Here is a 25,462-nt window from a genome sequence, read left to right on the forward strand (position 1 = left end):
GGATCGGTGTTCATCGTCCCCTCCTCGTCGGGATCGAGGTCCACACGCCGCCGCCGGCAAGCAGGACGAGGAGCTCGTCGCCGCGGCTGGCAAGGTCGTACGCCGACGCCGGATCCGGTAGGCCGTCGACGCGGCGCCAGTCGGTGTCGGTGCTGGCTTCGGTGCTGCTTTCGGTGCAAGTGCCGGCGCGGGCTTGGGTCTGCGCCGGCAGGTCGTACGACCACAGCCCGTCGCCGGTGAGGACGGCCAGGCCGGTGGGGGTTCCGGTCATCGCGCGTACCCCGCTGTCGAAGGTGGCCAGGCGGTCCCAGCCGCCGTCGCCACCGCGGCCGAGCAGCACCCGCCCGATGCTGAGCACGGCACGGCCGGCGGCGCCGGCTCGGGCGACGTGCACCTGCGGCCACGCCGTCTCGGCGGTGAGCTGCTGCCGCCACGTCCGGCCGCCGTCGGCGGAGTCGAAGACGGTCACGAGGTCGCGGCGGTGGTCGAACGTCGCCGCCACGAGCTCGTCGTCACCGATCCAGCCGAGCGCGGTGAGCGGGAACGTGCCGAACGGCACCGGTCGCTGCTGCCAGGTACGCCCGGCGTCCGCACTGTGCAGCAACATGTCGCCGTGCCGGACCGGCGCCGCCCAGCCGCACCCGTCCGCGGCGAACGCCAACCGGCCGACCTGCCCGGTGCTCCCCTCCACCACCAGGGTCCAGTCGGCGTCGGTCGGCGTCCGCAGCAGGAGCCCGTCCGGCCCGGACGCCAGCAGCGCACCGTCGGGCGCGACACCCAACCCGAGCAGGGGGAACGGCCCGCCCGCCAGCGTCTCCCAGCCCTCGGGTGCGACCGCCGGACGGACGATCCCCGACCGCGGCCCGGCGAGCAGCGGCCGGCCGTCCCACCAGACCAGCCGGTCGAGGTCCGCGGTGGAGGGGACGCCCACGACGGACCAGGCGCGCCCGTCGTCGCGGCTGACCAGCAGGCCGCTGTCGGTGCCGGCGTACGTCGTCGCGCCGTCGGCCAGCAGGCAGTGCACCGTCCCGGCCACCGCCTCGTACCACCGGGCGCCGTCGGCGGATCGCCACACTCCCGCGCCCGACGTACCCGCGAGGAGGGTTCCGACCGCGGTCACCACCAGCGCGGTGACCGGTGCCGGGAGAGTCCCCGACGGCGCCCAGGTCCGGCCGTCGTCGGCGGAGCACCACAGCAGACCGGACTCCAGTCCTGCGACCACCGTGCCGTCCACACCCACGGCGAACGCCGCCACCGGCGCGTCGAAGGTCGCCGCTTCCCGGCCGGTGGGCGCGGTCCGCCCGGTCCGTCGCCAGGCTCGGCCGGCGTTCGGGCTGGCATACACGCCCTCCGGCGTACCCGCGAGCAGCCGCCCGCCGGGCGTGCGGACCAGTGCGGTGACCTCGGTGTCCGCGAGCCCGAACACCGGCTGCCAGGTGCGCCCGCCGTCCACGCTGCGGAGCACGCCGTCCCCGAGCGTGGCCGCGAGCGCGATGTGGTCCTCGCCCGACGGCGGACGTACGTCGAGGAACGCCACCACCGGGGCACCGCTCCCCTGCACCTGTGCGAGGTCCCACGCCTCACCGACCCGGCGAGCGATCCCCTCCGCGCCACCGGCGAGCAACCGGCCCGCCACGACGCCGAGCGCGGCCACGCAGCTCAGCGGACCGCTCGGACCGTCGACCCCGGCCGTCGGACCGGTGGACACGACGCCGCCGACCCCGCCCAGCCACAGCTCCTCCGGCCGGAGGCCCCGCGCGGCTGACAGGATCGGGCTCGCCGGTTCACCCACGGCCGGTCACCACCGACGCCGACACCAGGACCCCGGCCGTCGCGCCGGCCGCCTCCAGCGCGGCCACGGCAACGCCCGCCACGTCGAGCACGCCGGCCTCGCGGATCGGCAGGTACCGATCGGTCCGTACGTCGACGCCGTGCCCGGGGCCGAGCGCGCGGACCGCGGCCAGAGCCACCCGGGGCTCTCGGCGGCCGGCGTTGGCGACCAGGCGGAGGAACGGCGCCTCCAGGCCAGCCGCCACCGCCTCCATGCCGGCGGCCCGGTCGGGGTCGGCGCACTCCGCCCGCGCCGCGCGGACGGCGTCCACGCAGTCCAGGTAAGCCACTCCGCCACCGGCGACCACGCCGTCCCTCAGCGCGGTCCGGGCGAGCCGCACGGCCCGCCGGGCCGTCCGCAGCCGGTCCTCGCGTTCGGCCTCGGTGTTCGCTCCCACCTGGACGGCGCCGACCCGGCCGAGCAGGCGTGCCTGGCGCAGCCACATCCGCTCGGCGGTCCGGGTGGTCGCCTCCGCGCCGTCGCCGAGTTCCCAGGCCCGGGTCCGCAACCGGGCCGCCAGGTCCGTGACCGCGCGCCGGTCGCCACCACCGCCGGCGACGGACAGGTGCCCCGACCGTACGACGGCGCGCCGCACCCTGCCCACGTAGGCCGGGACGAACCTTTCCGGCGGCCGGCCGTACTCCGGCGACAGCACCGTGGCGCCGGTCAGCAGAGCAAGGTCGGCAAGGTCCTCGCCGCGCCGAACCCCGGCCGTGGTGAGGACGACCGGCGCGGTCACCACGAGCCCGCGGCGGTCGTTCAGCAGACAGGTCGTGGCCGCGCCGCCGGTCACGTCCTGCGCCACCAGCAGCAACGGCGGCCGGTCGGGCAGTGCCCGCACCGCCTCCAGGATCGGGATGACCTGCGCGGGGTCGTCGAGTACGACGTCCGCGACGACCACCGCGGGGTCTACCAGGGTCAGCTCGGTGTGCGAGCCCCCGAACATACCGCCACCGGACAGCAGCTCCGGCGCGGCCGGGCGGGCGGGCCACCGGCTTCCGTCAACGTAGTCGTGGGTCACGCCGGGCCGTACGGACTCCTCCACCACGACCGCACCCTCCGGTCCCAGGACGTCCACGAGTTCCCCGACCGACGCGGCCAGCGCCCGGTCGCCACCTGCCGCGGAGACCAGCCCGGACAGGTCGTCCGGCCCGGCGACCGGGCTCGCCTGGCCCTTCAGGGCGTCGGCGGCGCACCGGACCGCGGCCCTGATCCCGTCGCGGACCAGGACGGGACTGGCACCGGCCGCCACCATCCGGCGTGCGTGCCGGACGATGGCCGCCGTCAGCACCGCGGTGGTGGCCCCGCCGTCGCCGTGCCGCCCCACCACCGTGCGTACCGCCTCCCGCAACAGCGCGGCGCCCGCGGTCGCCTCGCGCTCGGGCAGGGCGGTGACCCGGCGGGCGACGGTCGCCGCGTCCGCGAGGCCCTCGGCGGTTCCACCGCCGGTGTCGTTCAGCACCACCCGGCGGGCGGGGCCCAGGGTGAGCGCGAGCAGCCGGGCGAGGGTGTCGAAACCGGCCGCGAGGGCGGCGTCGGAGCGGCCGGCGGTCATGGACGTCATGGCACCAGCGCCTGTTCGCTGTCGTGGTCGAACAGCCGCAGCCCCTCCGGTGCGACGTGGAGGCGTACGGAGTCACCCGGCGTGAGCGAACCCTCCTCGCCGGCCCGGAAGACCGCGGCCATCGCCTGACCCGCGGTCCGCAGCCGGACCACCGTCTCCCCGATCAGCGGCTCCACGTCGGTGACCTCGCCGCTGATGGGCGCATCCCCGTCGGCGGCCGGCACCAGCGCGTCCGGCCGGATCCCCACCGTCACCTGCTCCTTGCCGTACCGCGACAGCGTGTCGGTCCACGCCGACGGCAGCGGGAGCGCCGCGTCGGAGCCGTGTGCGACGTACGCGCCGTTCACCGGCCGGAGCCGGGCAGGCAGCAGGTTCATCGGCGGTGACCCGACGAAACCGGCGACGAACACGTTGGCCGGGCGTTCGACGAGCTCGTCCGGCGGGCCGATCTGCTGCACCCGGCCGTTCGCGAGCACCGCCACCACGTCGCCCATCGCGAACGCCTCGGTCTGGTCGTGGGTGACGTAGACGCTGGGACGGCCCTTGTCGCGGTGCAGGGCGAGGATGTCGCGCCGCAGCCGGTACCGCAGCTTGGGGTCGAGGTTGGACAGCGGCTCGTCGAAGAGGTACGCGTCGGCGTCCTTCACCATCGCCCGGCCGAGCGCCACCCGCTGCTGCTCGCCACCGGACAGGTCGGTGATGGGCGAACGGAGCAACGGGCCCAGGTCGAGCCTGTCCGCGGCCGCCCGGATCCGGCGTTCGATCTCGTCCTTGGCGACGCCGCCGCGGGCCTGCAGCCCGTATGCCAGGTTGCCGAAGACGTCCATGCTGGGGTAGAGGCCGTACTCCTGGAAGACCATCCCGAGGTTGCGGTCCCGCGACGGCAGCGAGGTCACCACCCGGTCGCCGATGACCACCTCACCCGCGTCGGGCTGCTCAAGGCCGCAGACGATCCGCAGCGTGGTGGTCTTCCCGCAGCCGGACGGGCCGAGGAGTACGAAGAACTGCCCGTCCTCCACCGTGAACGACATGCCGTCGACCGCCCGGTGGTCACCGAGCTGCTTCACCAGGCCGCGTACCTCCAGGGTGGGCACGGCAACCACTCCTTCCGGGGTCCTGTGGCTGATCAGTTCGCGGGGTCAGGCCGCGACGCCGGTTGGCAGGGTCAGTTGGCGGGCGTGTTCGCGGGTGCGCCTTCGGCGGCGTTCACGGCGACCACGTCGCGCATCCCCGCCCACTCCCGCCAGATGTCCGTCATGCACTCCCAGCGCACCGACTGGTGGTCGACGTGGCTGAGCCGGAAGAAGATCGCGTACCGGATGTGCGGAGACGCGTTTCCCGCAATGCCGTGCCCGAGCTGGTAGTGGGCCAGTACCGCGTCGCCGGCCCGGGCGGTGACCTGCTCCGGCTCGGCCACCTTCACGTCGGGCATGCCGTTCAGCAGGGAGTCCGGGCCGTGCTCGCGGAAGTAGCCTTCGTACTGGCGGTGGCTGCCCGGCCAGACGGTGAAGTTGCCGGCGTACGACGTGGGCACGTCGCTGAGGAAGACCCCCACCAGCGCGGTGAAGTTGGCGATCGTCCCCTTGGGCACACCGTTGTGCGGGCTGTACATGCCGTCGATGTGTGCGTGCGGGTCGTGCGGTGTGCCGGGCGTTGGGAAGCGCAACGCGATCTGGCCCGCGTTCACCGGCGCTATCGCCCCCTCCCCGATCGCGGACTCCGCGACCTCCCACAACGGTGACCGGTGCAGCAGGTCGGTGATGGCCTGTGAGGTCTGGAGTTCGGGGCAGTACGACCGGGACCGGAAGGTCACCAGTTCGTCGGGATGAATGCCCTCGGAGCCGAGCGAGCCGTTGATCGCCCGCAAGGCCGCGTTGACAAGCCCGCTGGGAACGATCCCAGGCAGGCGGACGAAACCGTCGCCGTACAACGCCTGCTTGTGGGCCGTGGTCAACCGCATCTGTCGATCACCCTCGTGTGGTTGGGGTCGTGGTGGTGGTCACCGGTTCGTACGGTGGTGCCGGTGGGTTGCGCGGCGCGGTGGACCCACGGACCACCAGGTGTACGCCGACCCTGGTCTCCCGCCAGCCCATGTGGGGAAAGCGCAGTCGCTCGGTGAGATTCCACACCGCCTGCATTCCGAGCAACTCCTTGTCGACGGCGATGGTGGTGAGCCCGGGAACACTGTGCGCGGCCATCGCGATGTCGTCGTACCCGATCACCGACACGTCCGTGGGCACAGTGATCCCGCGTTCGCGGAGCAGGTCGATCGCGCCGAGGGCGGTGTTGTCGTTACCGCAGAAGACCGCGGTAGGGGGCACCGGCAGGTCCAGCAGCGCGGCCATCTCCTCCCGCCCGCTCTCCGCACACAGCCGGCCGCCGCGGATGTAGGCGGGGTCGGCCGGAACGCCGTACTCGGCCAGCGCCTGGCGATATCCGGCCAGCCTCGCGGTGATCGAGTACGCCGTCGACGGCCCGGTGATGATGGCCGGCGGCGGGCTGCGGTGTCCCAGGTCGAGCAGGTGCGCGGTGGCCAGGTGGCCGCCGCGAAGGTCGTCGGCCCGCACGCAGTCCACGGGCAGGTCCTCGACCAGGTGGTCGATCAGCACGCAGGGCGTACCGGTCTCCAGCAGCCTCGCGACGTACCGCTCTTCGTGGTAGCCGGCCAGCAGCAGGCCCTGCGCCTGCCGGCGGCGCAGCACCAGCGGCAGCGCGCGGCCGTCGAGGTCGCCGTCGTGCAGGGTCTCCATCACCAGCGACACCCCGAGCGCCGCGATCGCCGACTGGGCACCGTAGAGAACCGGCCCGTAGAAGGGGTTGGCCGGACCGACGTAGTGCTCCCCACGGGCCAGCAGGCCGAACGCCGAAACGCCGGCGGCAAGCGCCTCCGCCGGTCGGCGTCGCGGTTGGTAGCCGATTTCCTCCGCAGCTGCGAGAACCACTTTTCTGGCCTGTTCGGAAACGGACGCATTACTGGTGAAGACCCCTGATGCGGTGCCGATCGAAACACCGGCACGCGCGGCGACCTCCCGCAGTGTCGACCGCCGCCGTGCGCCCATTTCAGGTCCCTCGCGTTCACTGAAAATTCAGAAAACCCTGCCCTTGTGGCACGTTACGTGGGCAGATCGGCGCCGGGGAACGCCCCTGTCCCATCGTGGACAAGGCCCGGTCATGCGTTTACGCCTTCATTTCGACAAGTGAAGAGAGCACTGAAAGTTCAGCCGAATTCGGTCGGCTGAAAACGCCCATCCCGATTTCGGTGAAGCGTTCTCGCCGTCGAGAATGCGGCCATGCCGAAAAGTCCTCGCCATTCGACGATGTGGCCGCGGTGAGCCCCTACGCCGGTCCCGTGGTCGATGCGCACCACCACGTATGGGACCTTGCCCTCGGCGGTCAGCCGTGGCTGGTCGACGGTCCCATGATCGCGTTCCGGTACGGCGACTACGGGCGAATCCGCCGCGACTACCTTCCGGCCGACTTCCTCGCCGACACCGCCACGGTCGCCGACCTCGGACTCGACGTGGTCGGGAGCGCCTTCGTGGAGACCGAGTGGCGGGTCGACGACACCCTGTCCGAGGTCGCCTGGGTGAGCGGGCTGGCGGAGCGGACGGGTGTGCCCAGCGTGGTCGTCGGGCACGCGGTGCTGGACTCGGCCGGAGTCGCCGACCACCTGGCAGCGGTCGCCGCCGCACCGCTGGTTCGCGGGATCCGGCACAAGCCCGGCGGCGCGGCCACGCCGGACCGGGCAGCGGCCGAACCCACGCTGATGACGGACGCGCGCTGGCGGGCGGGATTCGGGTTGCTGGCGCCGCTCGGCCTGCACTACGAACTCCAGGTGCCGTGGTGGCACCTGCACGAGGCGGCCGACCTCGCCGCGGCGTTCGACCAGACGCGGATCGTGATCAACCACACCGGGCTGCCGGCCGACCGGTCACCGGCCGGGCTGGCCGGATGGCGGGACGCGATGCGGCTGGTGGCCGAACATCCCAACGTGTACTGCAAGATCTCCGGGCTGGACGTGCCGCACACCACCTGGACGCCGGACCTGCAACGCGAGGTGGTGCTCACCACCCTGGACCTGTTCGGCCCGTGGCGGTGCATGTTCGCGAGCAACTTCCCAGTGGACGCGCTCTGGGCGACGTACGCCCAGATCTTCGGCGGCTTCCAGGACCTCACCGCCGACCTGTCCGCCAGCGAACAACGCGCGGTGTTCTTCGACACCGCATGCGACTTCTACCGCATCGGCCCGGACCGCCTGTGGTCGGCGGCCGGCTGATCCGGTCGTCGGCGCATCAGGCAGGCCCCGGCTCCCTTGGTCGTCTCCCCTCTGGCCCCGTCCTCCTCAGTCCCCGTCCTCCTCGGGGATGCCGGAGATGAGGGCCTCCAGGCCGTCGGCGTCGAGCAGGTCGACGGGCCGGACGGTCCGGTTGTGGCGTACGTAGTGGAACGCGGCTCGCACCCGCTCCAGCGGCAGTCCGGTCAGCCGGGCCCACGCCAGCCGGTACGCCGCCAACTGCACCGTGCGGGCGGCCTCGTCCTCGGCGTCTCGGGGAGGGCGCCCGGTCTTCCAGTCCACCACCTCGATCGCGGTGACCGGCCGGCCGCCGACGATCGCGGTCACCGGCGAGCCGTCATCGACGTTCGGCGAGGCGGAACCCTCGACCGGGAACACCGCGTCGGCACGCCCGCGGACCACCACGCCACCGACCAGGAGTTCGAACGGCACCTCGACCTCCAGCGGCTGACGGTCGGCCCACTCCGAGCCCAGGAACGCGTCCTGCAGTGCGATGAGGTCCTCGTCCGGCTCGGCCTCCGCGTCGGCCGAACCCGGTAGCTCGTCGATGTCGAGCAGTTGCGGCAGGCCGTAGCGCGACTCGAGCCAGGCGTGGAACGCGGTGCCCCGCCGGGCCAGCGGATTGGGCGCGGGCGGGACCGGCCGGCGGATCGAGCGCGCCAGCGCCTCCGGCTCGCGGCGCAACTGCACCAGCTGGCTCACCGAGAGCCGGTCGGGCAGGGTGACCACGATGTCCTCGCGGTCGACCCGCCGGGCGCGTTCGGTGAGCAGCAGGTCGACGTCTCGCTGCCACTCCAGGGCAGCCTGGGCCACCTCGGTGGGAAGCTCCCGCCCGGCCGCGAGCTCTGCCTTCGACCGGCGTACGAGCTCGGCGCCGACCTCCAGCTCCGAGCGGCGTTGCGGGGTGAGCGGGTCGTAGGGCCAGGCGTGCCGGCGCGGTTGTGCGGTCAGCGGGTTGCCGGCCGCCAGGTCGACCTCGCCGTGCCAGATCCCGACCTTGCCGGCTCCGGCGCGGCAGGCGTCGGCGATCTCCAGGAGGTACTCGCCCGGCTCGCGCGGGCGCTGAGTCTCGTCCCAGCGGTACCCGGAGCAGACCAGCAGCTGCCGGGCACGGGTGACCGCGACGTAGGCGAGCCGGCGTTCCTCGATGCGGGCACGTTCGCCGCAGTCCTCCACAAACTGGTCGAAGGCCTCCTTGACCTCCTTCTGGTCCAGCGCGTGCTCCACGTCGAGCACCGGCAGCGCGTCCCGGTCGCCGCGCAGCGGGAACGGCAACGCGCCGAGGTCGGTCAGCCAGGCCTTGTCCTTCGCGCCGGCGGTCGGGAAGACGCCCTCCACCAGGCCGGGTACGAAGACGACGTCCCACTCCAGGCCTTTCGCGCCGTGCACGGTCAGCACCTGGACCCGCTCCTCGGCTACCTCCACCTGCCCCGGCTCCAGGCCGCGTTCCTCGGTGTCGGCGGCGTCGAGGTAGGCGAGGAACGCCGCGACCGAGACTCCTTCGCCGCTCTCGGCAAAGGCGACGGCGACGTCGAGGAAGGCGTCCAGGTCCGCCCGGCTCACCGCGACGTCACCGGTGCGGGCGGCGATCTCCACGTCGAGGCCGAGAGTGCGGACGACGTCGGCCACGAGGTCGACCAGCGGCTGCGCGGCCCGCCGGCGCAGAGACCGCAGCTCGTGGGCGAACAGCGTGAGCCGCCGACGCCCCTCCGGGGAGAACCAGCCGTCGGCGGGCGCGGTGTCCACCGCGTCGAGAGCGTCGATGATGCTGGCGTTGTCCACGTCGTCAGGCTCGGCCTGGTCCGCCGGCTCGGCGGGCTCGGCCGGCCCGGTCGCGGCGGAGCCCTTGCCGGGTTCGGCGACAGCGTGCCCGCCGCCCGGCTCCCCGGCGCCCGATCCGGATCCGGCCGACTCGCCCGAGCCGCCGGAGCCGCCCGGTCCACCGGAAAGCCCGGGGGCGGCGGCCAGCCGGCGAGCCCACCGGCCGAGCGCGTCCAGGTCCCGCGGCCCGATGCGCCACCTGGCCCCGGTGAGCAGCCGCATCAACGCGTCGCCACGCCCGGGGTCGGCGAGCACCCGCAGGGTCGCCACCACGTCGGAGACCGCTGGCGCCGACAGCAGGCCGCCGACACCGACCACCTCCACCGGCAGTCCGGCAGCTCGCAGCTCGTGCGCCAGCCGGTCGATCTGGCTGCGGCGACGTACCAGCACCGCGACCGTACGTCCCGACTTCCCCTTGGCGCGGTTGTCGGCGTCGGCGTCCCACACCGCCCGGGCACGGGCCGCGACGTCGGCCGCCTCGTCGTCCACGGTGTGGTGCAGGGACACCACCACCCGGCCCTTCGGGTTGGCCGGGTGCGCAGCCAGCTCGCGTACGTCAAGTCCGCCTTGACGCAGCGGCGTCGCCAGGACGTTGGCCACCTGGAGCACCGAGGAGCCGTTGCGGAAGCTGGTGGTGAGGGAGCGGGTCGGTGCGGGCGTGCCGTCGGAGGTGCGGAAGTGGCTGCCGAACGACGTGAGCGTCGCCGCGCTGGCCCCCCGCCAGCCGTAGATGGACTGGCACGGGTCACCGACGGCGGTGACCGGATGGCCGGTACGGCCGCCGAAGAGTCCGCGCAGCATCGCCAGCTGTGCGTGGCTGGTGTCCTGGTACTCGTCCAGCAGCACGACCGGGTAGCGCTCCCGCTCTCGCTCGCCGACCTCTGCGAAGCCCTCGGCCAGCCGGGCGGCCAGCGCGGCCTGGTCGGCGAAGTCGACCGCCTCCCGCCGCCGCTTCTCCGCCTCGAACGCCCGCACCAGAGGCAGCAACGCGACCCTGGCCTGCTGGCGGGCGAGCGCCTCCGCGACGTTGCTGTACAGCGCCTTGCGGGTGCGCGCGACCGCGGGCTTGCTGGTCACCGTGGCCACCAGCTCCTCGGTGAACTCGGCGACCTGCTCGGCAGTCACCAGGTGGCCGCTCATCTCGCCGTGCAGGGCGAGCACCGCGTCGACCACGGTGGAGAACGCCGCTTCCACCGCGTCCATCGGCCCGTCGTAGGTCTCCACCACCCGGGTGGCGTACTGCCAGGCGGTGGCCGGCGTCACCAGCCGCGAGGCCGGCTCGCGTCCGAGCCGCAGCGCGTGTTCGGACACGATGCGCTGGGCGTAGGCGTCGTACGTAGCGACGTTGACCTCGCCGGGCGGGGCGTCTCCGTCGGCCTCCAGGCTGACGTGACCACGGGCTCGCAGCTGGCCGAGCCGATGCCGGATGCGAGCCGACAGCTCCCGGGCGGCCTTGCGGGTGAACGTGAGGCCGAGCACCTGCTCGGGCAGCACCAGGCCGTTGGCGACCAGCCACACGACCCGGGCGGCCATCGTCTCGGTCTTGCCCGAACCGGCTCCGGCGACGATGACACCCGGCTCCAGTGGCGCCTGGATCACCGCGGCCTGTTCGGCGGTCGGCGGGTGCTGCCGCAACAGTCTGGCCAGGTCGACGGCGGTGTAGCGGACCCCGTCGGGCCTGACCAGCGGAAGGGCCAGCTGGGTGGCGGACAGTTGCTCGGTCACGGGGTCACCTGTCCACCCTCGACGTGCAACGGGCAGGAACGCCGGGACGGGCACACCCCGCACCAGCGGTTCTCGCTGGCGTCGAAGTCGGCCGCGGCCATGCCCTCGGCGGTCTCCTCGACCAACCGCTGCGCCCACTTCGGGTCCTCGGAGTCGGACAGCGGCGCCTGCGACTGTTCGGTGACCTTCGATCCACTGCCGAGCTGGACCAGAACCGCGCCTCCCGACCGCGGACCGTCCTCCGGACCGCCCTCGAACCCGCCCTGTTCGACCGCGAGCTGGTAGGCGCCGAGCTGCGGGTGGGTGGGCAGGTCGGCCGCCACCGGCTTGCTCTTGCCGGTCTTCAGGTCGACCACCACCAGCCGCCCCTCGGCGTCGCGTTCGAGCCGGTCGACCCGGCCGGACAGCACGGCCCGGCCGACCTCGACGGCGAACGTCTCCTCGGCCGCGGCCAGCTCCCGCGGATTGCTCCGCAGCCAACTGGACAGGCGCTCCACGAGCGTGCGGGCCTGTTCGTGCTGGCGGCGGGAGTGCCAGCCGGTGCCGCTGTCCAGCCGCGCCCAGCGGGTCTCGAACGCCGAGAGGATCTCGTCGGGCACGACCGCGCCGATCGCGACGTCGTACGCGAGGTCGTGCACGAGGGTGCCGACGCCCTGACTGAGCAGGTCGCCCGCGGTGCCGCCGCAGCTTTCCAGCAGCCAGCGCAGCGCACAGCGGGCGAACGCCTCCACCTTGCTGGGCGAGACCCGGACCTGTTCGTCCGGACCGCGCAGCGGCGCGTCGTCGGTGAGCGGCGCCACGGCGTACCACTCGGCCGGGTCGGCGCCACGGATGCCGGCGGCGGCCAGCCGGGCGAGCTGGTGTGCGGCGGCCAGCCGGCGCGGGTCCTCGGGCTCGGCGCCGGTGCCGTCACCTGGGGCGCACACCACCGACCGCAGCTCGGCCACCACCGCCGCGAGCTCCAGACCGCGGGGCACGCGGGTGAGCGGGCGCTCCTCGCCCGGGCCGTTCCAGGGCACCAGCTCGTCGACGAACCGGGACGGGTGCGTCTCCTCACTGGACACGGCAGTGACGATCAGCCGCCGTCGCGCCCGGGTGACGGCGACGTAGAAGAGCCGGCGCTCCTCGGCGAGCAGATGGCTCACCGTGGTCACCGGCGAGGGGTCACGCCCGGCGACCAGGTCGACGAGCGACTCCGAACCCAGCAGGGAGCCACGCAACCTCAGGTCGGGCCACACCCCTTCCTGTACGCCGACCACCGCCACGACGTCCCACTCCAGGCCCTTCGACGCGTGGGCGGTCAGCACAGTGACCGTGTCGCCCTCCGGCGCCCGGGGCGCGAGGGTGTCGGCGGGGATCTCCTGGCCGAGCAGGTGGTCGAGGAACACCGCCGGACCCGCCGCCGGCATCCGGTCGACGAACCGCGCGACCATGTCGAAGAGCGCGGTCACCGCGTCCAGGTCGCGGTCTGCCGCGGCCGCGCCCGGTCCGCCGGACGCGGCGCGGCGTGCCCAGCGGTCGGACACCCGGCTGGCCGACCACACCGCCCACAGCACGGTCTCGGCGGTGGCGTTCGGCGCCGCGGCGGCCTCGGCGGCGGTGGTGAGCAGGTGCCCGATGCGCCGTGCCGGTGCGGTGGCGGCGGGATCGAGCGGGATCAGCACCCGCGGGTCGGCCAGCGCCTCGACCAGCAGGATCGAGGAGGACCGCCCGCCCCCCGCGGCCAGCTCACTGCGCCGCAGCTCCTGCCGCAGCCGGCGCAGGGCAAGGGCGTCGGCGCCGCCGTACGGGCTGACCAACAGGTCGAGGGTCTCCTCCGAGGAGAGTTCGGTGCGTTCGGTGGCGATCGACAGAATGGTCAGCAGCGGCCGAACGGCGGGCTGGTCGACGAGCGGCGTCTCCTCCAGCCGGACCGTGGCGGGCACGCCGGCGGCGGACAGGGTGCGGCGCAGCAGCGGGATGTACGACGCGGCGCGGACAAGCACCGCCATCCGCGACCACTCCACGCCGTCGACGAGGTGTGCCTCCCGCAACCGCTGGGCGACGAACGACGCCTCCTGGTTGCGCGTGTGCAACAGGTGCGCCTGCACCTCCCCCGGAGGCGCCTCGGGCACGGCGACCAGGCGGCGGTGCGCGGGTGGCCCGCCCAGCCGGTCGGTGATCCGCCTGGACGCCTTCAGCAGGGTGGCCCCGGCCCGGCGGCTGCGGGTCAGCGCCACGGTCGGCGCCTCGGCCCCGCCCACGGTGGGGAAGCGTTCGGTGAACCGGCGGATCCCCTCGCTCTCCGCGCCCCGGAAGGCGTAGATGGACTGGTCGGGGTCGCCGACCACCACCAGCTCCCGGCCCCCGCCGGCGAGCAGCCGCAAAAGTTCCTCCTGCGCGGGGTCGGTGTCCTGGTACTCGTCCACGAACACCACGGCCCGGTTGGCCCGCTCGCGGGCGAGCAGCTCGGGGTCGGCGCGGAGCAGGTCGACCGCGGCCCGGACCAGCTCGGCCGGGTCGTAGGCGGGAGTCTCCGGGCGCAGTGCGGTGATCGCGGCGTACTGCCGGGCGAACCTCGCCGCCGCCCGCCAGTCGTCGCGGCGCTGCTGCCGGCCGAGGGCACCCAGGCCCGGCGGCTCGATCCCTCGCTCGGCCGCGCGGAGCAACAGGTCACGCAGCTCCTGGGCGAAGCCGCGAGTGCCCAGCGCCGGTCGCAGCCGGGCCGGCCAGTCCTTCGCCCCGAACTCCTCGACGTCACCGCGGAGCAGGTCGCGGATCATCAGGTCCTGCTCCGGGCCGGCCAGCAGCCGCGGCACCGGCAGGTCGTTCAGCACCGCGTCGTTGCGCAGCAGCCCGAACGCGTACGAGTGAAAGGTGCGGGCGAGCGGCTCGCGGATGGTGCGGTCGAGCCGGGCCGCGATCCGGTCGCGCAACTCCGCGGCGGCGCGGCGGCCGAAGGTCAGCAGCAGCACGTGCTCGGGCTCGATGCCGTCGCGTTCGATCCGGTCGACCGCGGCCTCCACCAGCGTGGTCGTCTTGCCGGTGCCCGGCCCGGCGAGCACCAGGAGCGGACCGCCGCGATGCTCCACGACCCGCCGCTGCGCCTCGTCGAGCTCGGGACCGGTCAGCCGCGCCGGATCGCCCGACCGGGGCCGCCGGACGAGTCGGTAGGCCGGCCCGCCCGAGCCGTCGCGCGGGGGCGGTGACCCGGACGAACCGGAGGAACCGGAGGAGACGGAAACAACCGACACGCCCCGCATTCCATCAGACCGCGCCGACAGCCCGGCTGGACAGGCCGGTTCGACAGCCCGGTTCGACAGCCCGGTTGGACAGGCCGGATCGGCAGCCGCCCGCGTCGTGCGCCGACGGCTGCCGAACCGGCTCACCGCGTCAGCCGACCGGCACGTCCCGCCGGCGAATGCCGACCAGCCCGGCGACCACGAGCACGGCGGCGACCAGTGTCAGCCACAGCAGCGGCGTGGCGGACGCGTGCCCACCCGGCAGCCGCGGGATGTGGGTGAACGGCGAGAGGTCGAGCACCTTCTGGCTCAGGCCGAGCAGCACTCCTACCTGGCCGACCAGCAGGAACGCCGCGAACACCGCCCAACTGGCCGCCGCCAGCCGGGGCGCGAGCCCGACCAGCGCCATCGCGACACCGGCGAGCACCCACACCGCGGGCAGTTGCACCATCGCCCCGGCGAGAACGCGGGGCAGCTGACCCCCCACATCGTCGGCGTTGGCGCCGTGCGCGAGCCCCGCGGTGACCCCGGCGGCGGCCAGCGCCACCGTCGGGCCGAGCAGTGCGAAGACGAGGTGGCTCCCCACCCACGTCACCCGGCCGACGGCCGTCGCCAGAACGGGTTCGGCCCGTCCACTGGTCTCCTCCGCGCGCATCCGGAGCGCCGCCTGCACGGCGTACGCGGCCGCGATCAGCCCGATCGTGCCGAGCATGGCCGCGAGGGTGGCGTCGACGATGGCCGACTGGCCGCCCATGCGCTGGAACATCTCCTTCAGCTGCGGACTGCCGTCCATCATGTCCCGTACGCCGTCGGCCACTCCGCCGTACACCACACCGAGCAGCGCCAGGGTGATGGTCCAGCCGAGCAGCAGGCCGCGGTGCAGCCGCCAGGCCAGGCCGAACGCACCGGACAGTCGGGGCGACGCCTGCGCCGGGCCCAGCCGTGCCGGCAGGATGCCCGCCCCGAGGTCACGCCGGGCGGACAGGGCGGCGGCTGCCACCGCGAGGACCACGGTCACGGCCGCCGCGAGGCCGAAGATCCACCAGCGTTCGTCGCCGTACGCCCGGACCGCGTGCGACCAGCCGATCGGCGAGAGCCAGGACAGCCACGCCGCGCCCGAGTCCGGCCCACCGACGTCGCCGGCGACCCGCAGCACGAACGCAGCACCGAGCGCGCCGAGTGCGATCGCGCGGGCGGCGCCGGCTCCCTCGGTGAGTTGGGCGGCCAGGCCGGCCAGCGCCGCGAAGACGCAGCCGCCCAGAGCGCACCCGAAGCCGACGGCGTAGGAGCCGGTGGCCGGCAGTCCCGCGCCGACCAGGCCGGCCGCCATCAGCAGCCCGAAGACGAGGTTCGCGCAGACCGTGACCAGCAGCGCGGCGGCCAGCCCGGCCTGCCGGCCGAGGACGGTGGAGCCGAGCAGCTCGCGCCGGCCCGCGTCCTCCTCGGTGCGGGTGTGCCGGACGACGGTGAGGATGCTGATCACCGCGAGCACCACGGGGAAGAACCCGACGCGCTGCGCGACCAGCCCGCCGATGCCCGAGGCGTGCAGGGGTCCGTACAACGCCAGGAAGGTGGGGTTCGTCCCGGCCGTCTGGGCGTACTGCTCCTGTTGGGCGAGGGTCGGATACAGGTCGCGAGTCCCCGACGCGAGGCTGGCCGGGAGCAGGCCGATCAGCACGATCCACAGGGGCATGACGAACCGGTCGCGGCGCAGGATCAGCCGCACCATCCGGCGAGTGCCGACGAGCGCGCTCATCGGGCCACCTCCGCCGGCTCGGTTCCGGACACGTCGTCCTGGTAGTGCCGCAGGAACAGTTCCTCCAGGGTGGGCGGCTGGCTGGTCAGCCCGCGCAGGCCGGAGCGGGTGAGCTCGGCCATCAGCACGTCGAGGCGGCTGGTGTCGACCTCGCACCGCACCCGCGTACCGTCGATCTGCAGGTCGTGCACGCCCGGCAGGGACGCCAGGCCGTTCGGCGGGCTGGCCAGGTCGGCCTGGATGGACGTACGCGTGAGGTGGCGGAGCTCGGCGAGCGTGCCCGACTCGACCGTGCGGCCCCGGCGGATGATGCTCACCCGGTCACACAGCGCCTCCACCTCGGCGAGGATGTGGCTGGACAGCAGGACCGTCCGCCCGCGACGGCGTTCCTCGTGGATGCACTGCTGGAACACCTCCTCCATGAGGGGGTCCAGGCCGGAGGTGGGTTCGTCCAGGAGCAGCAGCTCGACGTCGGATGCGAGCGCGGCGATCAGCCCCACCTTCTGCTTGTTGCCCTTGGAGTACGCCCGGCCCTTCTTACGCGGGTCGAGCTCGAACCGCTCCAGCAGATCGGCCCTGCGGCGCGGGTCCAGCCCACCGCGCAGCCGGCCGAGCAGGTCGATCACCTCACCGCCGGACAGGTTGGGCCACAGCGTCACGTCACCCGGGACGTACGCGAGCCGCCGGTGCAGCGAGGTGGCGTCCCTCCAGGGATCGCCGCCGAGCAGGTTCACCTGGCCCGCGTCGGCGCGCAGCAGGCCGAGCAGGACGCGGATGGTGGTGGACTTCCCGGCGCCGTTGGGGCCGAGGAAGCCGTGTACTTCACCGGCCCGGACGCTCAGGTCGAGGTCGTCCAGGGCCACGGTGCGGCCGAAGCTCTTGCGGAGCCCGGACACGGAAATGGCAAGTTCGGTCATCGAAGTGTGTCCTCGTCGTACGTGGAAGTCGTGGGGTCGAGCGATCTGCGGCGGTTAGCCCGCGGGTCCGGTCAGGGGCGGGACCACAGCGGGCGGCGGCGTCGACTCGGCGGGTCGGAGTCGGCCTTGCGCGCGGCCGCGGTCAGCGCCCGGGACGGGGCGACCTCGCAGCCGGTCGACCGTACGGATGGGTGAGCGTTTGTCCGCCACGGCGCCGGAACGCCCTGCAGCGAGCTCATCGCGCTTCTCCTTCGCCTCGGCGCAGCCGACGGATCACGGCTGGCAGCCTCCGAGGCGCACGCTTCGCACGCTACATGAGATTCACACACTCGTGAAGCTTGTTTACAGCGTTATGCTGGAGAAGTTCGTGACCGGCACCTGGAAGGTGAGACGAAGCATGACCACCGAGACCACGAGGAATGCCGGTCGGCCCACGGAGCGCGACGAGTACCGCGACGAGGACAAGGTTCGGCGGTTCGTCGAACACATGGCGATGCTCTTCGAGGGCTGGGGCTTCCCCAGGATGGCCGCCCGGGTGCTGCTGACGATGATGGCCGCCGACGAGGAGACGCTCACCGCGGGCGATCTCGCCGAACGGCTCGGCGTCAGCGCGGCCGCGATCTCCGGCGCGGTGCGCTACCTGCAGCACATCGGGATGCTGAGCCGGGAGCCGGTGCCCGGTGAGCGCACGCATCGCTACCGGCTGCCGGACGACCTGTGGTATGAGACCACGGTCAGTAAGCGCGGGGCGCTGGCCAGCGTGGCCGAACTCGCCGAGGACGGCGCCCGGGCACTGGGTGGTTCGGCCACTCCGTCAGGGCGCCGAATGGAGCAGATGCGCGACTTCTACGTCTTCATCGACGAGGCACTCGGCGACCTGATGGAGAAGTGGGAAGTGGAGCGCAACGCGAAGGCCGAGCGCAGGGCCAGGGCGAAGCGGAGCTAGGCCGGTCTCGGGGAGACCTGTGGGGGCGCGCCGTCCCAGCGGGCGGCGGCCATGTCCACCCGGCCGGACGGTTCGCGGAACGGCGTACCCTCCGCGCGCAGCCGGCGGACCGCCTCGCCGGCGTGACAGTCGGCGGGCCGCCCGTCTGCCCGGACGACCCGCCACCAGGGGACGCTTCCGCCGTAGTGCGACATCACCCAGCCGACCTGGCGGGGACCACCGTCCCCGAGGTACTCCGCGACGTCGCCGTAGGCGAGTACGGCGCCGGGCGGGATGCTCTCCACGACGGAGAGCACCCGCTCGACGTACTCCTCGGACGGCATCGGCTCGGTGGACCTTAGGTTTTCGGCTGCGGGGTGCCGCTCAGTAGGACGGCTTGTCCGGCTCGATCTGGCTGACCCAGGCGGAGATGCCGCCGGCGACATGTACCGCGTCGGCGAAACCCGCACCCTTTGCGGCGGCCAGCGCCTCGGCGGAGCGGCCGCCGACCTTGCAGTGCAGCACGACCTGCTTGTCCTTCGGCAGCTTCTCGAACGCCTGGCCGGTGAGGAACTCGCCCTTCGGGATCAGCACCGCGCCGTCGATGTTGACGATGTCGTACTCGTTGGGCTCGCGGACGTCGACGAGCAGGAAGTCACGCTCGCCGCGCTCCCGGGCGTCCAGCCACTGCTTCAGCGTGCGGACGTCGATGGTGGAGTCGACCACCGCCTCGGCCGCCTCGTCGGAGATGACGCCGCAGAACGCGTCGTAGTCGATGAGCTCCTTGACCTCCGCGGTGTCCGGGTCGCGGTTGACCTTGAGCTCCCGCCAGCTCATCTCCAGCGCGTCGAAGATCAACAGTCGGCCGATCAGCGGCTCGCCGATACCGGTGATGAGCTTGATCGCCTCGTTGACCATCACCGAGCCGATGGAGGCGCACAGCACGCCGAGCACGCCGCCCTCGGCGCAGGAGGGGACCATGCCGGGCGGCGGGGGCTCGGGGTAGAGGTCGCGGTAGTGGGGACCGTGCTCGGCCCAGAACACGCTGACCTGACCCTCGAACCGGAAGATCGAGCCCCAGACGTAGGGCTTGCCCAGGATGACCGCCGCGTCGTTGACGAGGTAGCGGGTGGCGAAGTTGTCGGTGCCGTCCAGGATCAGGTCGTAGTCGGCGAAGATCTCCAGCGCGTTGGAGGAGTCGAGCCGCTCCTGGTGCAGATTGACCTTGACGTAGGGGTTGATCTCGGCGATCGACTCCTTGGCGGACACCGCCTTGGGCTTGCCGACGTCGTTCTGCCCGTGGATCACCTGGCGCTGGAGGTTGGACTCGTCCACGACGTCGAAGTCGACGATGCCGAGAGTGCCCACGCCGGCTGCGGCGAGGTAGAGCAGGGCTGGGCTGCCGAGACCGCCGGCACCGATGACGAGGACCTTGGCGTTCTTCAGGCGCTTCTGCCCGTCCATGCCGACCTCGGGGATGATGATGTGCCGGGAGTACCGGCGTACTTCGTCCACACTGAGGTCGGGGGCTGGCTCGACGAGCGGCGGCACGGACACGTCTGACTCCTCGGATTGTCGGGTGTTCCTCTTCGGGAGCAACCACCGGTATGCCTCCCATGTTCCCGCGCCCCACCGACATCCCTCGGATGGGGGCGCCGCGTGGGCGGACGGCGCCCCACGGGCCCCGGCGGCGGTCGCGGTGTCACCAGGCGGTGACGCTGCGCGACCACCACTGCCGTCTCCGCGACGACAACTCCCCGCGGGGAGGCGAAACGGCTCCCGCTGGTCAGCGTCCGGGCGGCGGGACCAGCTGGTCGATCTCGGCCAGCTCGACCTCTGTCGGCTCCCAGTCGGCCGCGGCCGCGTTGGACCGCACCTGCTCGGCCGAGGTGGCGCCGGCGATGACCGAACCGCAGACCGGCCGTCCCGCCAGACCGCCGATGGCGACCTCCAGGAGAGATCGGTCGTGTTCCTTGGCCCAGGCGGCCAGCGCCTCCACCCGGTCGAGCTTGTCCTCGGTGACGTAGCCTTCCCGGCCGGCCAGCCGGGAGCCCTCCGGTATCGCTCCGCCGCGGCGGACCTTGCCGGTGAGCAGGCCGTTGGCCAGCGGGAAGTAGGGCAGCACGCCCACGCCGTAGTGCTCGGCGGCGGGCACGAGGTCGGTCTCGGCCGCGCGCTCCAGCAGGGACCAGTGGTTCTGTGCGGAGACGAACGAGGTCGCGCCGAGCTCGCGGGCGACGTGGTGGGCCTCGGCGAGCTGCCAGCCGGAGAAGTTGGAGTGGCCGATGTAGCGGACCTTGCCCTCCTTCACCAGCTCGTCGAGCGCGGCCAGGGTCTCCTCGATCGGGGTGTCCGGATCCGGACGGTGAATCTGGTAGAGGTCGATGTGGTCGGTGCGCAGCCGCCGCAGTGACGCCTCGACCGCGCGGCGGATGTAGGCCCGGCCTCCCGGCGCACCCGCGACCGGCCCGTAACCCATGTCGCCGGCGAACTTCGTGGCCAGCACCACCTCGTCGCGGTGACCGGCGAGCGCCTGGCCGAGCAGTTCCTCCGAGCCGCCCCGGCCGCCGTAGACGTCGGCGGTGTCGAACAACGTGACGCCGGCGTCGAGGGCGGCGTCGACGACCGCGCGGGTGGCGGCGAGGTCGAGCCGGCCGCCGAAGTTGTTGCAGCCGAGGCCGACGACCGAGACCAGCAGGCCGGAACGTCCAAGAGATCGATAGCGCATGGCGCAGACCCTACGACCTCGCGCCGACACACGTTCGATCCCGGAAGACTTCTGCGAAGGCCGGGACAGAAGTGGCCATCTTGTGCCAGTTTGTGGACCCTTGTGGATCATCGTCGGCGACGTTGCCGATCATCGACCATCGACACCCCCTCGTTTCCGTCGCGCTCGCGGCCGGCGAACCCGGCGCCGAGCGTTCCGAAGGAGTCCAGTGAGAGTTCGCAGAGCCACGGCCGCCGTGGCCTCGGTGGTGACAGCGGCTGCCATCGCCGCCACCGCGGCCGGGATGCCGGCGTCCGCGTCGCCGCCCGCACAACCACGGGCAGCGCGCACCCACGCGCCCGACGACCTGCCCAACCCGCTCGGCGACAAGATGCGGGCAACCCGCAAGGCCGCGCTGGAGAAGGTGCTGCGCGGCGAGGCCAAGCCGCAGCGCCGGGGAAACTCCGACGTGGTGCAGCTGGGCAAGAAGCAGTTCGCCCAGCTCAGCATGGAGAAGACCGACAAGATCTTCACCATCCTGGTCGACTTCGGCGACAAGACCGACCCCCGCACCGGCGGCTCCGCCGGGCCGGTGCACAACCAGATCTCGCAGCCGTCGCGCACCCGCGACAACACGACGTACTGGACGCCCGACTTCAACCGGCAGCACTACCTCGACATGTTCTTCGGCCAGTCCGGGGAGTCGATGTCGACGTTCTACCGCGCGCAGTCGCAGGGCCAGTACACCGTCGCCGGTGACGTGAGCAACTGGGTGAGCCTCCCCTACAACGAGGCGCGCTACGGCAGCAACGAGATCGACGAGTCCGATGGCTACTGGAACTTCGTCAAGGACTCGACCCAGGCCTGGTACGACCAGCAGCGCGCCGCGGGCAGGACGCCGGAGCAGATCCGCGACTACCTCGCGCAGTTCGACACCTGGGACCGCTACGACTTCGACGGCGACGGAAACTTCGACGAGCCCGACGGCTACGTCGACCACTTCCAGGTCGTGCACGCCGGCGAGGGCGAGGAGGCCGGCGGCGGCACCGAGGGTGCGGACGCGATCTGGTCGCACCGGTGGTACGCCTTCCCCGACGGGGAGGACGGTCCGGACCTCAACCCGCGCGGCGGTGTCCCGTTCGGCGACACCGGCATCTGGGCCGGTGACTACACCACCGAGCCGGAGAACGGCGGGCTCGGCGTCTTCAGCCACGAGTTCGGTCACGACCTCGGGCTGCCCGACCTCTACGACACCGCGGGCGGCGAGAACGGCACCGGCTTCTGGACGCTGATGTCGTCGGGTTCGTGGCTCAACCACGGCAAGGACAGCATCGGAACCACGCCCGGCTACATGGGTGCGTGGGAGAAGCTGCAGCTCGGCTGGATCGACTACGACGTCGCCTCCCCCGACAGCTCCTCCACCAACGTGCTCGGCCCGGCGGAGCTGGAGACCGGCAACCCGCAGGCGCTGATCGTCCCGCTGCCGAAGGACGAGGTCGTCCACCACTACAACGACCCCTACTCCGGGGCGTACGAGTGGTGGGGCGGAGCCGACGACAACCTCAACAACATCCTGCGCCGGACCATCGACCTGACCGGCAAGTCCGGCCCGGTGACGCTGACGACCAAGGCGTGGTACGACATCGAGAAGGGCTACGACTTCCTGCACGCGGAGGTCTCCGCCGACGGCGGCGCCCACTGGAGCCGGGCCGGCGCCCCTGTCACCGGCAAGTCCGACGGCTGGACCACGCTGTCGTACGACCTGTCGCAGTACGCCGGCAAGTCGATCGTCTTCCGCTTCCGCTACGCCACCGACGGTGGCCTGCACTACGCCGGCCCGATGCTCGACGACATCGCGGTCACCGCGGCCGGCGCGACCGTCTTCACCGACAACGTGGAGGGCGGCGCCAACGGCTGGTCCACCAACGGCTGGAAGCGCATCAACGGCACGGTCACGACGTACAAGGGCAGCTACTACATCGCCGAGAGCCGCCAGTACGTCGGGTACGACGAGACCCTGCGGACAGGGCCGTACAACTTCAACCGGAGTATCACCCGGCCCGACTGGGTGGAGCACTACCCCTACCAGAACGGCCTGCTGGTGACCTACTGGAACGAACGCCAGGAGGACAACAACACCAGCAGGCACCCGGGCGAGGGCCTGATCCTTCCGGTCGACGCGCGCCCGAAGCCGATCCGGTGGGACAACGGCTCGACCCTCAACCTGCGTGCCCAGGCGTTCGACGCGACGTTCGGGCCGGAGGCCACCGACCCGCTGTCGCTGAGCCGTGAGGTCCGCAACGGCCGCCGGGTCCAGATCCTCTCGGCGAACGTGCCGAAGCAGTCGCCGATCACGGTGTTCGACGACTCCAAGCCGAACACCTACTGGGACGCGTCGCTGCCCAACAACAGCGTGAAGGTCGCGGGATACGGCGTCCAGTTGAAGATCACCGGCCAGTCCGCGGACAAGCGGCAGATGACCGTGGTCGTCCAGCCGGTCACGAAGAAGCAGGCCAAGACGACCAAGTGACCACGCGGCCGGGCAGCCGGGCGACCGGCTGCCCGGGTCACCCGAGGTGACCACCGGGCCCCGCCACGCGAGACGTCGTGGCGGGGGCCGGCGCGTGTCCACGGCGCGTCGCGGGCGGCCCGCTTGGCCGAACCCGCCGCGACCGAGCAGGATGGTCCCCATGGCAGACAAGGCGACCCGGGTCCGCATCGACGGGCACGTGCTCTCCCTGTCCAACCTCGACAAGGTGCTCTACCCCGAGGTCGGTTTCACCAAGGGTGAGGTCATCGACTACTACTCGCGGATCGCGCCGGTGCTGCTCCCCCGGCTCACCGACCGCCCGCTGACCCGCAAGCGGTGGCCGGACGGGGTGGGCGGGCAGCCCTTCTTCGAGAAGAACGTCCCCCGCGGCACCCCCGACTGGGTACGCACCGTCACCGTCGCCTCTCCGGGCAGCACCCGTGACCGGGAGGAGGTCGAGTACGTCGTCGCCGACGACCTGCCGACGCTGGTGTGGCTGGCCAACCTCGCCGCCCTGGAGCTGCACGTCCCGCAGTGGCGGGTCGGCCCACGCGGCGGCGTCCGCCGGCCGGACCTGCTGGTGGTCGACCTCGACCCGGGCCCGCCCGCCGACCTGGTGGCCTGCTGCGAGGTGGCGTTGCTGCTGCGCGACCTCTTCGACGCCGACGGGCTGCGTGCCTGGGCCAAGACCTCCGGCGGGAAGGGCATGCAGATGTACGTCCCGATCGCCGAGACCTCCGGGGAGACGACCTCGGCGTACGCCAAGGAGCTGGCCGAGAAGCTCGCCCACGACCACCCCGAGCTGGTGGTCTCCTCGATGCGCAGGTCGCTGCGCCCGGGCAAGGTGCTGCTCGACTGGAGCCAGAACAACCCCGCGAAGACGACCATCGCGGCGTACTCCCTTCGCGGCCGGGAGGCCCCCACGGTCTCCACTCCCCTCACCTGGGAGGAGGTGGAGGGCTGCGAGGAGGCCGAGGCCCTGTCGTTCGGGCCGGCGGACGTCCTCGACCGGGTGGAGGAGTTCGGGGACCTGTTCGCCGACCTGTCGACGCTGGAGCAACGGCTGCCCTGACCGCTCCGCCCGGAGCCGGGTCGTTGCGGGCGTTCGCCCGATTCGCTCGGTTCGGGCTGCCGGCGGCGGGGCTTCGCGGTTACTGTCGGGTTACTGTCGGGAGGAAGGCGGTGGGTACGCCGGACTCGAACGCTCGGTTCACCCGCGGCGCGAGCGGTTCGCGCACGGATGGAACGGATGGAATGAGGAGGCAGGCCATGTCCGAGACCGAAGTACCTTTCGACGGCGAGGTCGAGGAACCCGCCCTCGAGGAGGAGCCCGCCGACGCCGAGGAGACGGCCGAGGAGCCGGAGGAGCCCGACCTCGAGACACCCGAGGCCGACTTCGCCGAGCAACTCCGTGAGGTCGACCTCGACGACGACGAATACCGCTGACCGCCGGCACTGAGGAGCCCCACGTGACCGTGTCCGAGGCCCGCCCGCGCGGCGGCCGACTCCCCCGGCTGGCCCGACGTGCCCAACTGCTGGACGCGGCGCGCCAGGTCTTCGTCGCGGTCGGCTACCACGCCGCCGCGATGGACGACATCGCCGACCGCGCGGGAGTCAGCAAACCGGTGCTGTACCAGCACTTCCCGAGCAAGCTCGAGTTGTATCTCGCGCTGCTGGACGCCACCTGCGACGGCCTGGTGGACGCCGTACGCGCCGCACTGGCGTCGACGACCGACAACCAGCAGCGGGTCGCGGCGACGATGCGGGCCTACCTCGACTTCGTGAGCGACGAGGACGGCACGTTCCGCCTGGTGTTCGAGTCCGACCTGACCGGCGAACCCGCCGTCCGCGAGCGCGTGGACCGGGTGGCCCACCAGTGTGCGGACGCCATCGCCGACGTCATCCAGGAGGACGCCGGGGTACCCCGGGAGCAGGCGCTCCTGCTGGCGGCCGGGCTCGCCGGCACCGCGCAGGTCACCGCGCGGTGGTGGCTGTCCTCGGAGGGTGCGATCGGCCGGGACGAGGCGACCAGACTGTTGACCACCCTCGCCTGGCGGGGCATCAGGGGGTTCCCGCGCGCCGAATGACCACTCGCCCAGGCGCCGGTTCCGCCGCGGCTTCCCACGCTCGACCGGTGGGTGCACCAAAGGGACGAAGCGGATCATCCTTCG

At 72.6% G+C, this 25,462-nt stretch carries 19 protein-coding genes; 6 read left to right on the forward strand and 13 right to left on the reverse strand.

Going from position 1 to position 25,462, the window contains the following annotated elements; genetic code table 11:
* Positions 1-10: 10 nt before the first annotated feature.
* The 5 genes from BLU27_RS27715 to BLU27_RS27735 all read right to left on the reverse strand — a co-directional run bounded on the left by BLU27_RS27715 (position 11) and on the right by BLU27_RS27735 (position 6,454).
* On the reverse strand, positions 11-1,792 hold the full coding sequence (locus BLU27_RS27715; RefSeq protein ID WP_092656651.1) for a WD40/YVTN/BNR-like repeat-containing protein: 1,782 nt from the start codon (positions 1,790-1,792) through the stop codon (positions 11-13).
* The gene (locus BLU27_RS27720; RefSeq protein ID WP_092656653.1) at positions 1,785-3,395 is read right to left on the reverse strand and encodes a TCP-1/cpn60 chaperonin family protein; all 1,611 of its coding nucleotides are present in this window, start codon (positions 3,393-3,395) and stop codon (positions 1,785-1,787) included. The genes BLU27_RS27715 and BLU27_RS27720 overlap by 8 nt, the downstream gene beginning before the upstream one ends.
* The gene (locus BLU27_RS27725; protein ID WP_092656655.1) at positions 3,392-4,489 is read right to left on the reverse strand and encodes an ABC transporter ATP-binding protein; all 1,098 of its coding nucleotides are present in this window, start codon (positions 4,487-4,489) and stop codon (positions 3,392-3,394) included. The genes BLU27_RS27720 and BLU27_RS27725 overlap by 4 nt, the downstream gene beginning before the upstream one ends.
* 71 nt (positions 4,490-4,560) lie before the next feature.
* A complete protein-coding gene (locus tag BLU27_RS27730; protein WP_092656657.1) occupies positions 4,561-5,355 on the reverse strand; it encodes a phytanoyl-CoA dioxygenase family protein in 795 nt (264 codons plus the stop codon).
* A gap of 7 nt (positions 5,356-5,362) precedes the next feature.
* Complete coding sequence (locus BLU27_RS27735; protein WP_092656659.1) at positions 5,363-6,454, reverse strand: LacI family DNA-binding transcriptional regulator; 1,092 nt, start codon at positions 6,452-6,454, stop codon at positions 5,363-5,365.
* 269 nt (positions 6,455-6,723) lie between these two features.
* Between BLU27_RS27735 and BLU27_RS27740 the strand changes: the two genes are divergently transcribed.
* Positions 6,724-7,671 carry an amidohydrolase family protein gene (locus BLU27_RS27740; protein WP_092658403.1) on the forward strand — a complete coding sequence of 316 codons (948 nt, stop codon included), beginning with the start codon at positions 6,724-6,726 and terminating at the stop codon, positions 7,669-7,671.
* A gap of 66 nt (positions 7,672-7,737) precedes the next feature.
* Here BLU27_RS27740 and BLU27_RS27745 read toward each other — a convergent pair whose 3' ends face one another.
* The 5 genes from BLU27_RS27745 to BLU27_RS29400 form a co-directional block, all read right to left on the reverse strand.
* Positions 7,738-11,235: an ATP-dependent helicase gene (locus BLU27_RS27745; RefSeq protein ID WP_172805054.1), complete on the reverse strand. Its 3,498-nt coding sequence runs from the start codon at positions 11,233-11,235 to the stop codon at positions 7,738-7,740.
* On the reverse strand, positions 11,232-14,468 hold the full coding sequence (locus BLU27_RS27750; protein ID WP_197681603.1) for an ATP-dependent helicase: 3,237 nt from the start codon (positions 14,466-14,468) through the stop codon (positions 11,232-11,234). The genes BLU27_RS27745 and BLU27_RS27750 overlap by 4 nt, the downstream gene beginning before the upstream one ends.
* 139 nt (positions 14,469-14,607) lie before the next feature.
* Positions 14,608-16,212 carry an ABC transporter permease gene (locus BLU27_RS27755; RefSeq protein WP_092656663.1) on the reverse strand — a complete coding sequence of 535 codons (1,605 nt, stop codon included), beginning with the start codon at positions 16,210-16,212 and terminating at the stop codon, positions 14,608-14,610.
* Positions 16,209-17,129 (reverse strand): ABC transporter ATP-binding protein, encoded by a 921-nt coding sequence (locus BLU27_RS27760; protein WP_092656665.1) that lies wholly within the window; start codon positions 17,127-17,129, stop codon positions 16,209-16,211. Before BLU27_RS27760 ends, BLU27_RS27755 begins: the two co-directional genes overlap by 4 nt.
* Positions 17,130-17,200: 71 nt before the next feature.
* Complete coding sequence (locus BLU27_RS29400; protein WP_157728834.1) at positions 17,201-17,368, reverse strand: hypothetical protein; 168 nt, start codon at positions 17,366-17,368, stop codon at positions 17,201-17,203.
* 158 nt (positions 17,369-17,526) lie between these two features.
* Between BLU27_RS29400 and BLU27_RS27765 the strand changes: the two genes are divergently transcribed.
* Positions 17,527-18,075, forward strand: coding sequence for a GbsR/MarR family transcriptional regulator (locus BLU27_RS27765; protein ID WP_092658407.1), 549 nt, complete (start codon positions 17,527-17,529; stop codon positions 18,073-18,075).
* Here the strand turns inward: BLU27_RS27765 and BLU27_RS27770 are convergent.
* The 3 genes from BLU27_RS27770 to BLU27_RS27780 form a co-directional block, all read right to left on the reverse strand.
* Positions 18,072-18,398, reverse strand: a complete 327-nt coding sequence (locus tag BLU27_RS27770) for an MGMT family protein (protein WP_092656666.1) — start codon at positions 18,396-18,398, stop codon at positions 18,072-18,074. The two genes, BLU27_RS27765 and BLU27_RS27770, sit on opposite strands and share 4 nt — an antisense overlap.
* 40 nt (positions 18,399-18,438) lie before the next feature.
* Positions 18,439-19,611: an adenylyltransferase/sulfurtransferase MoeZ gene (gene moeZ / locus BLU27_RS27775; protein ID WP_092656668.1), complete on the reverse strand. Its 1,173-nt coding sequence runs from the start codon at positions 19,609-19,611 to the stop codon at positions 18,439-18,441.
* 229 nt (positions 19,612-19,840) lie between these two features.
* A complete protein-coding gene (locus BLU27_RS27780) occupies positions 19,841-20,782 on the reverse strand; it encodes an aldo/keto reductase (protein ID WP_092656670.1) in 942 nt (313 codons plus the stop codon).
* Between the two features lie 208 nt (positions 20,783-20,990).
* Here BLU27_RS27780 and BLU27_RS27785 point away from each other — a divergent pair, with 208 nt between their 5' ends.
* From BLU27_RS27785 to BLU27_RS27795, 4 genes are all read left to right on the forward strand, one after another.
* Positions 20,991-23,291, forward strand: coding sequence for an immune inhibitor A domain-containing protein (locus tag BLU27_RS27785; RefSeq protein WP_172805055.1), 2,301 nt, complete (start codon positions 20,991-20,993; stop codon positions 23,289-23,291).
* 160 nt (positions 23,292-23,451) lie between these two features.
* The gene (gene ligD, locus BLU27_RS27790) at positions 23,452-24,363 is read left to right on the forward strand and encodes a non-homologous end-joining DNA ligase (RefSeq protein ID WP_241827676.1); all 912 of its coding nucleotides are present in this window, start codon (positions 23,452-23,454) and stop codon (positions 24,361-24,363) included.
* Positions 24,364-24,560: 197 nt separating this feature from the next.
* Positions 24,561-24,737, forward strand: a complete 177-nt coding sequence (locus BLU27_RS29405; RefSeq protein ID WP_157728835.1) for a hypothetical protein — start codon at positions 24,561-24,563, stop codon at positions 24,735-24,737.
* 23 nt (positions 24,738-24,760) lie between these two features.
* Positions 24,761-25,378 carry a TetR/AcrR family transcriptional regulator gene (locus BLU27_RS27795; protein ID WP_092656674.1) on the forward strand — a complete coding sequence of 206 codons (618 nt, stop codon included), beginning with the start codon at positions 24,761-24,763 and terminating at the stop codon, positions 25,376-25,378.
* Positions 25,379-25,462: the final 84 nt, after the last annotated feature.

The sequence above is a fragment of the Actinopolymorpha singaporensis genome (genome assembly GCF_900104745.1).
GTDB classification, from domain to species: domain Bacteria; phylum Actinomycetota; class Actinomycetes; order Propionibacteriales; family Actinopolymorphaceae; genus Actinopolymorpha; species Actinopolymorpha singaporensis.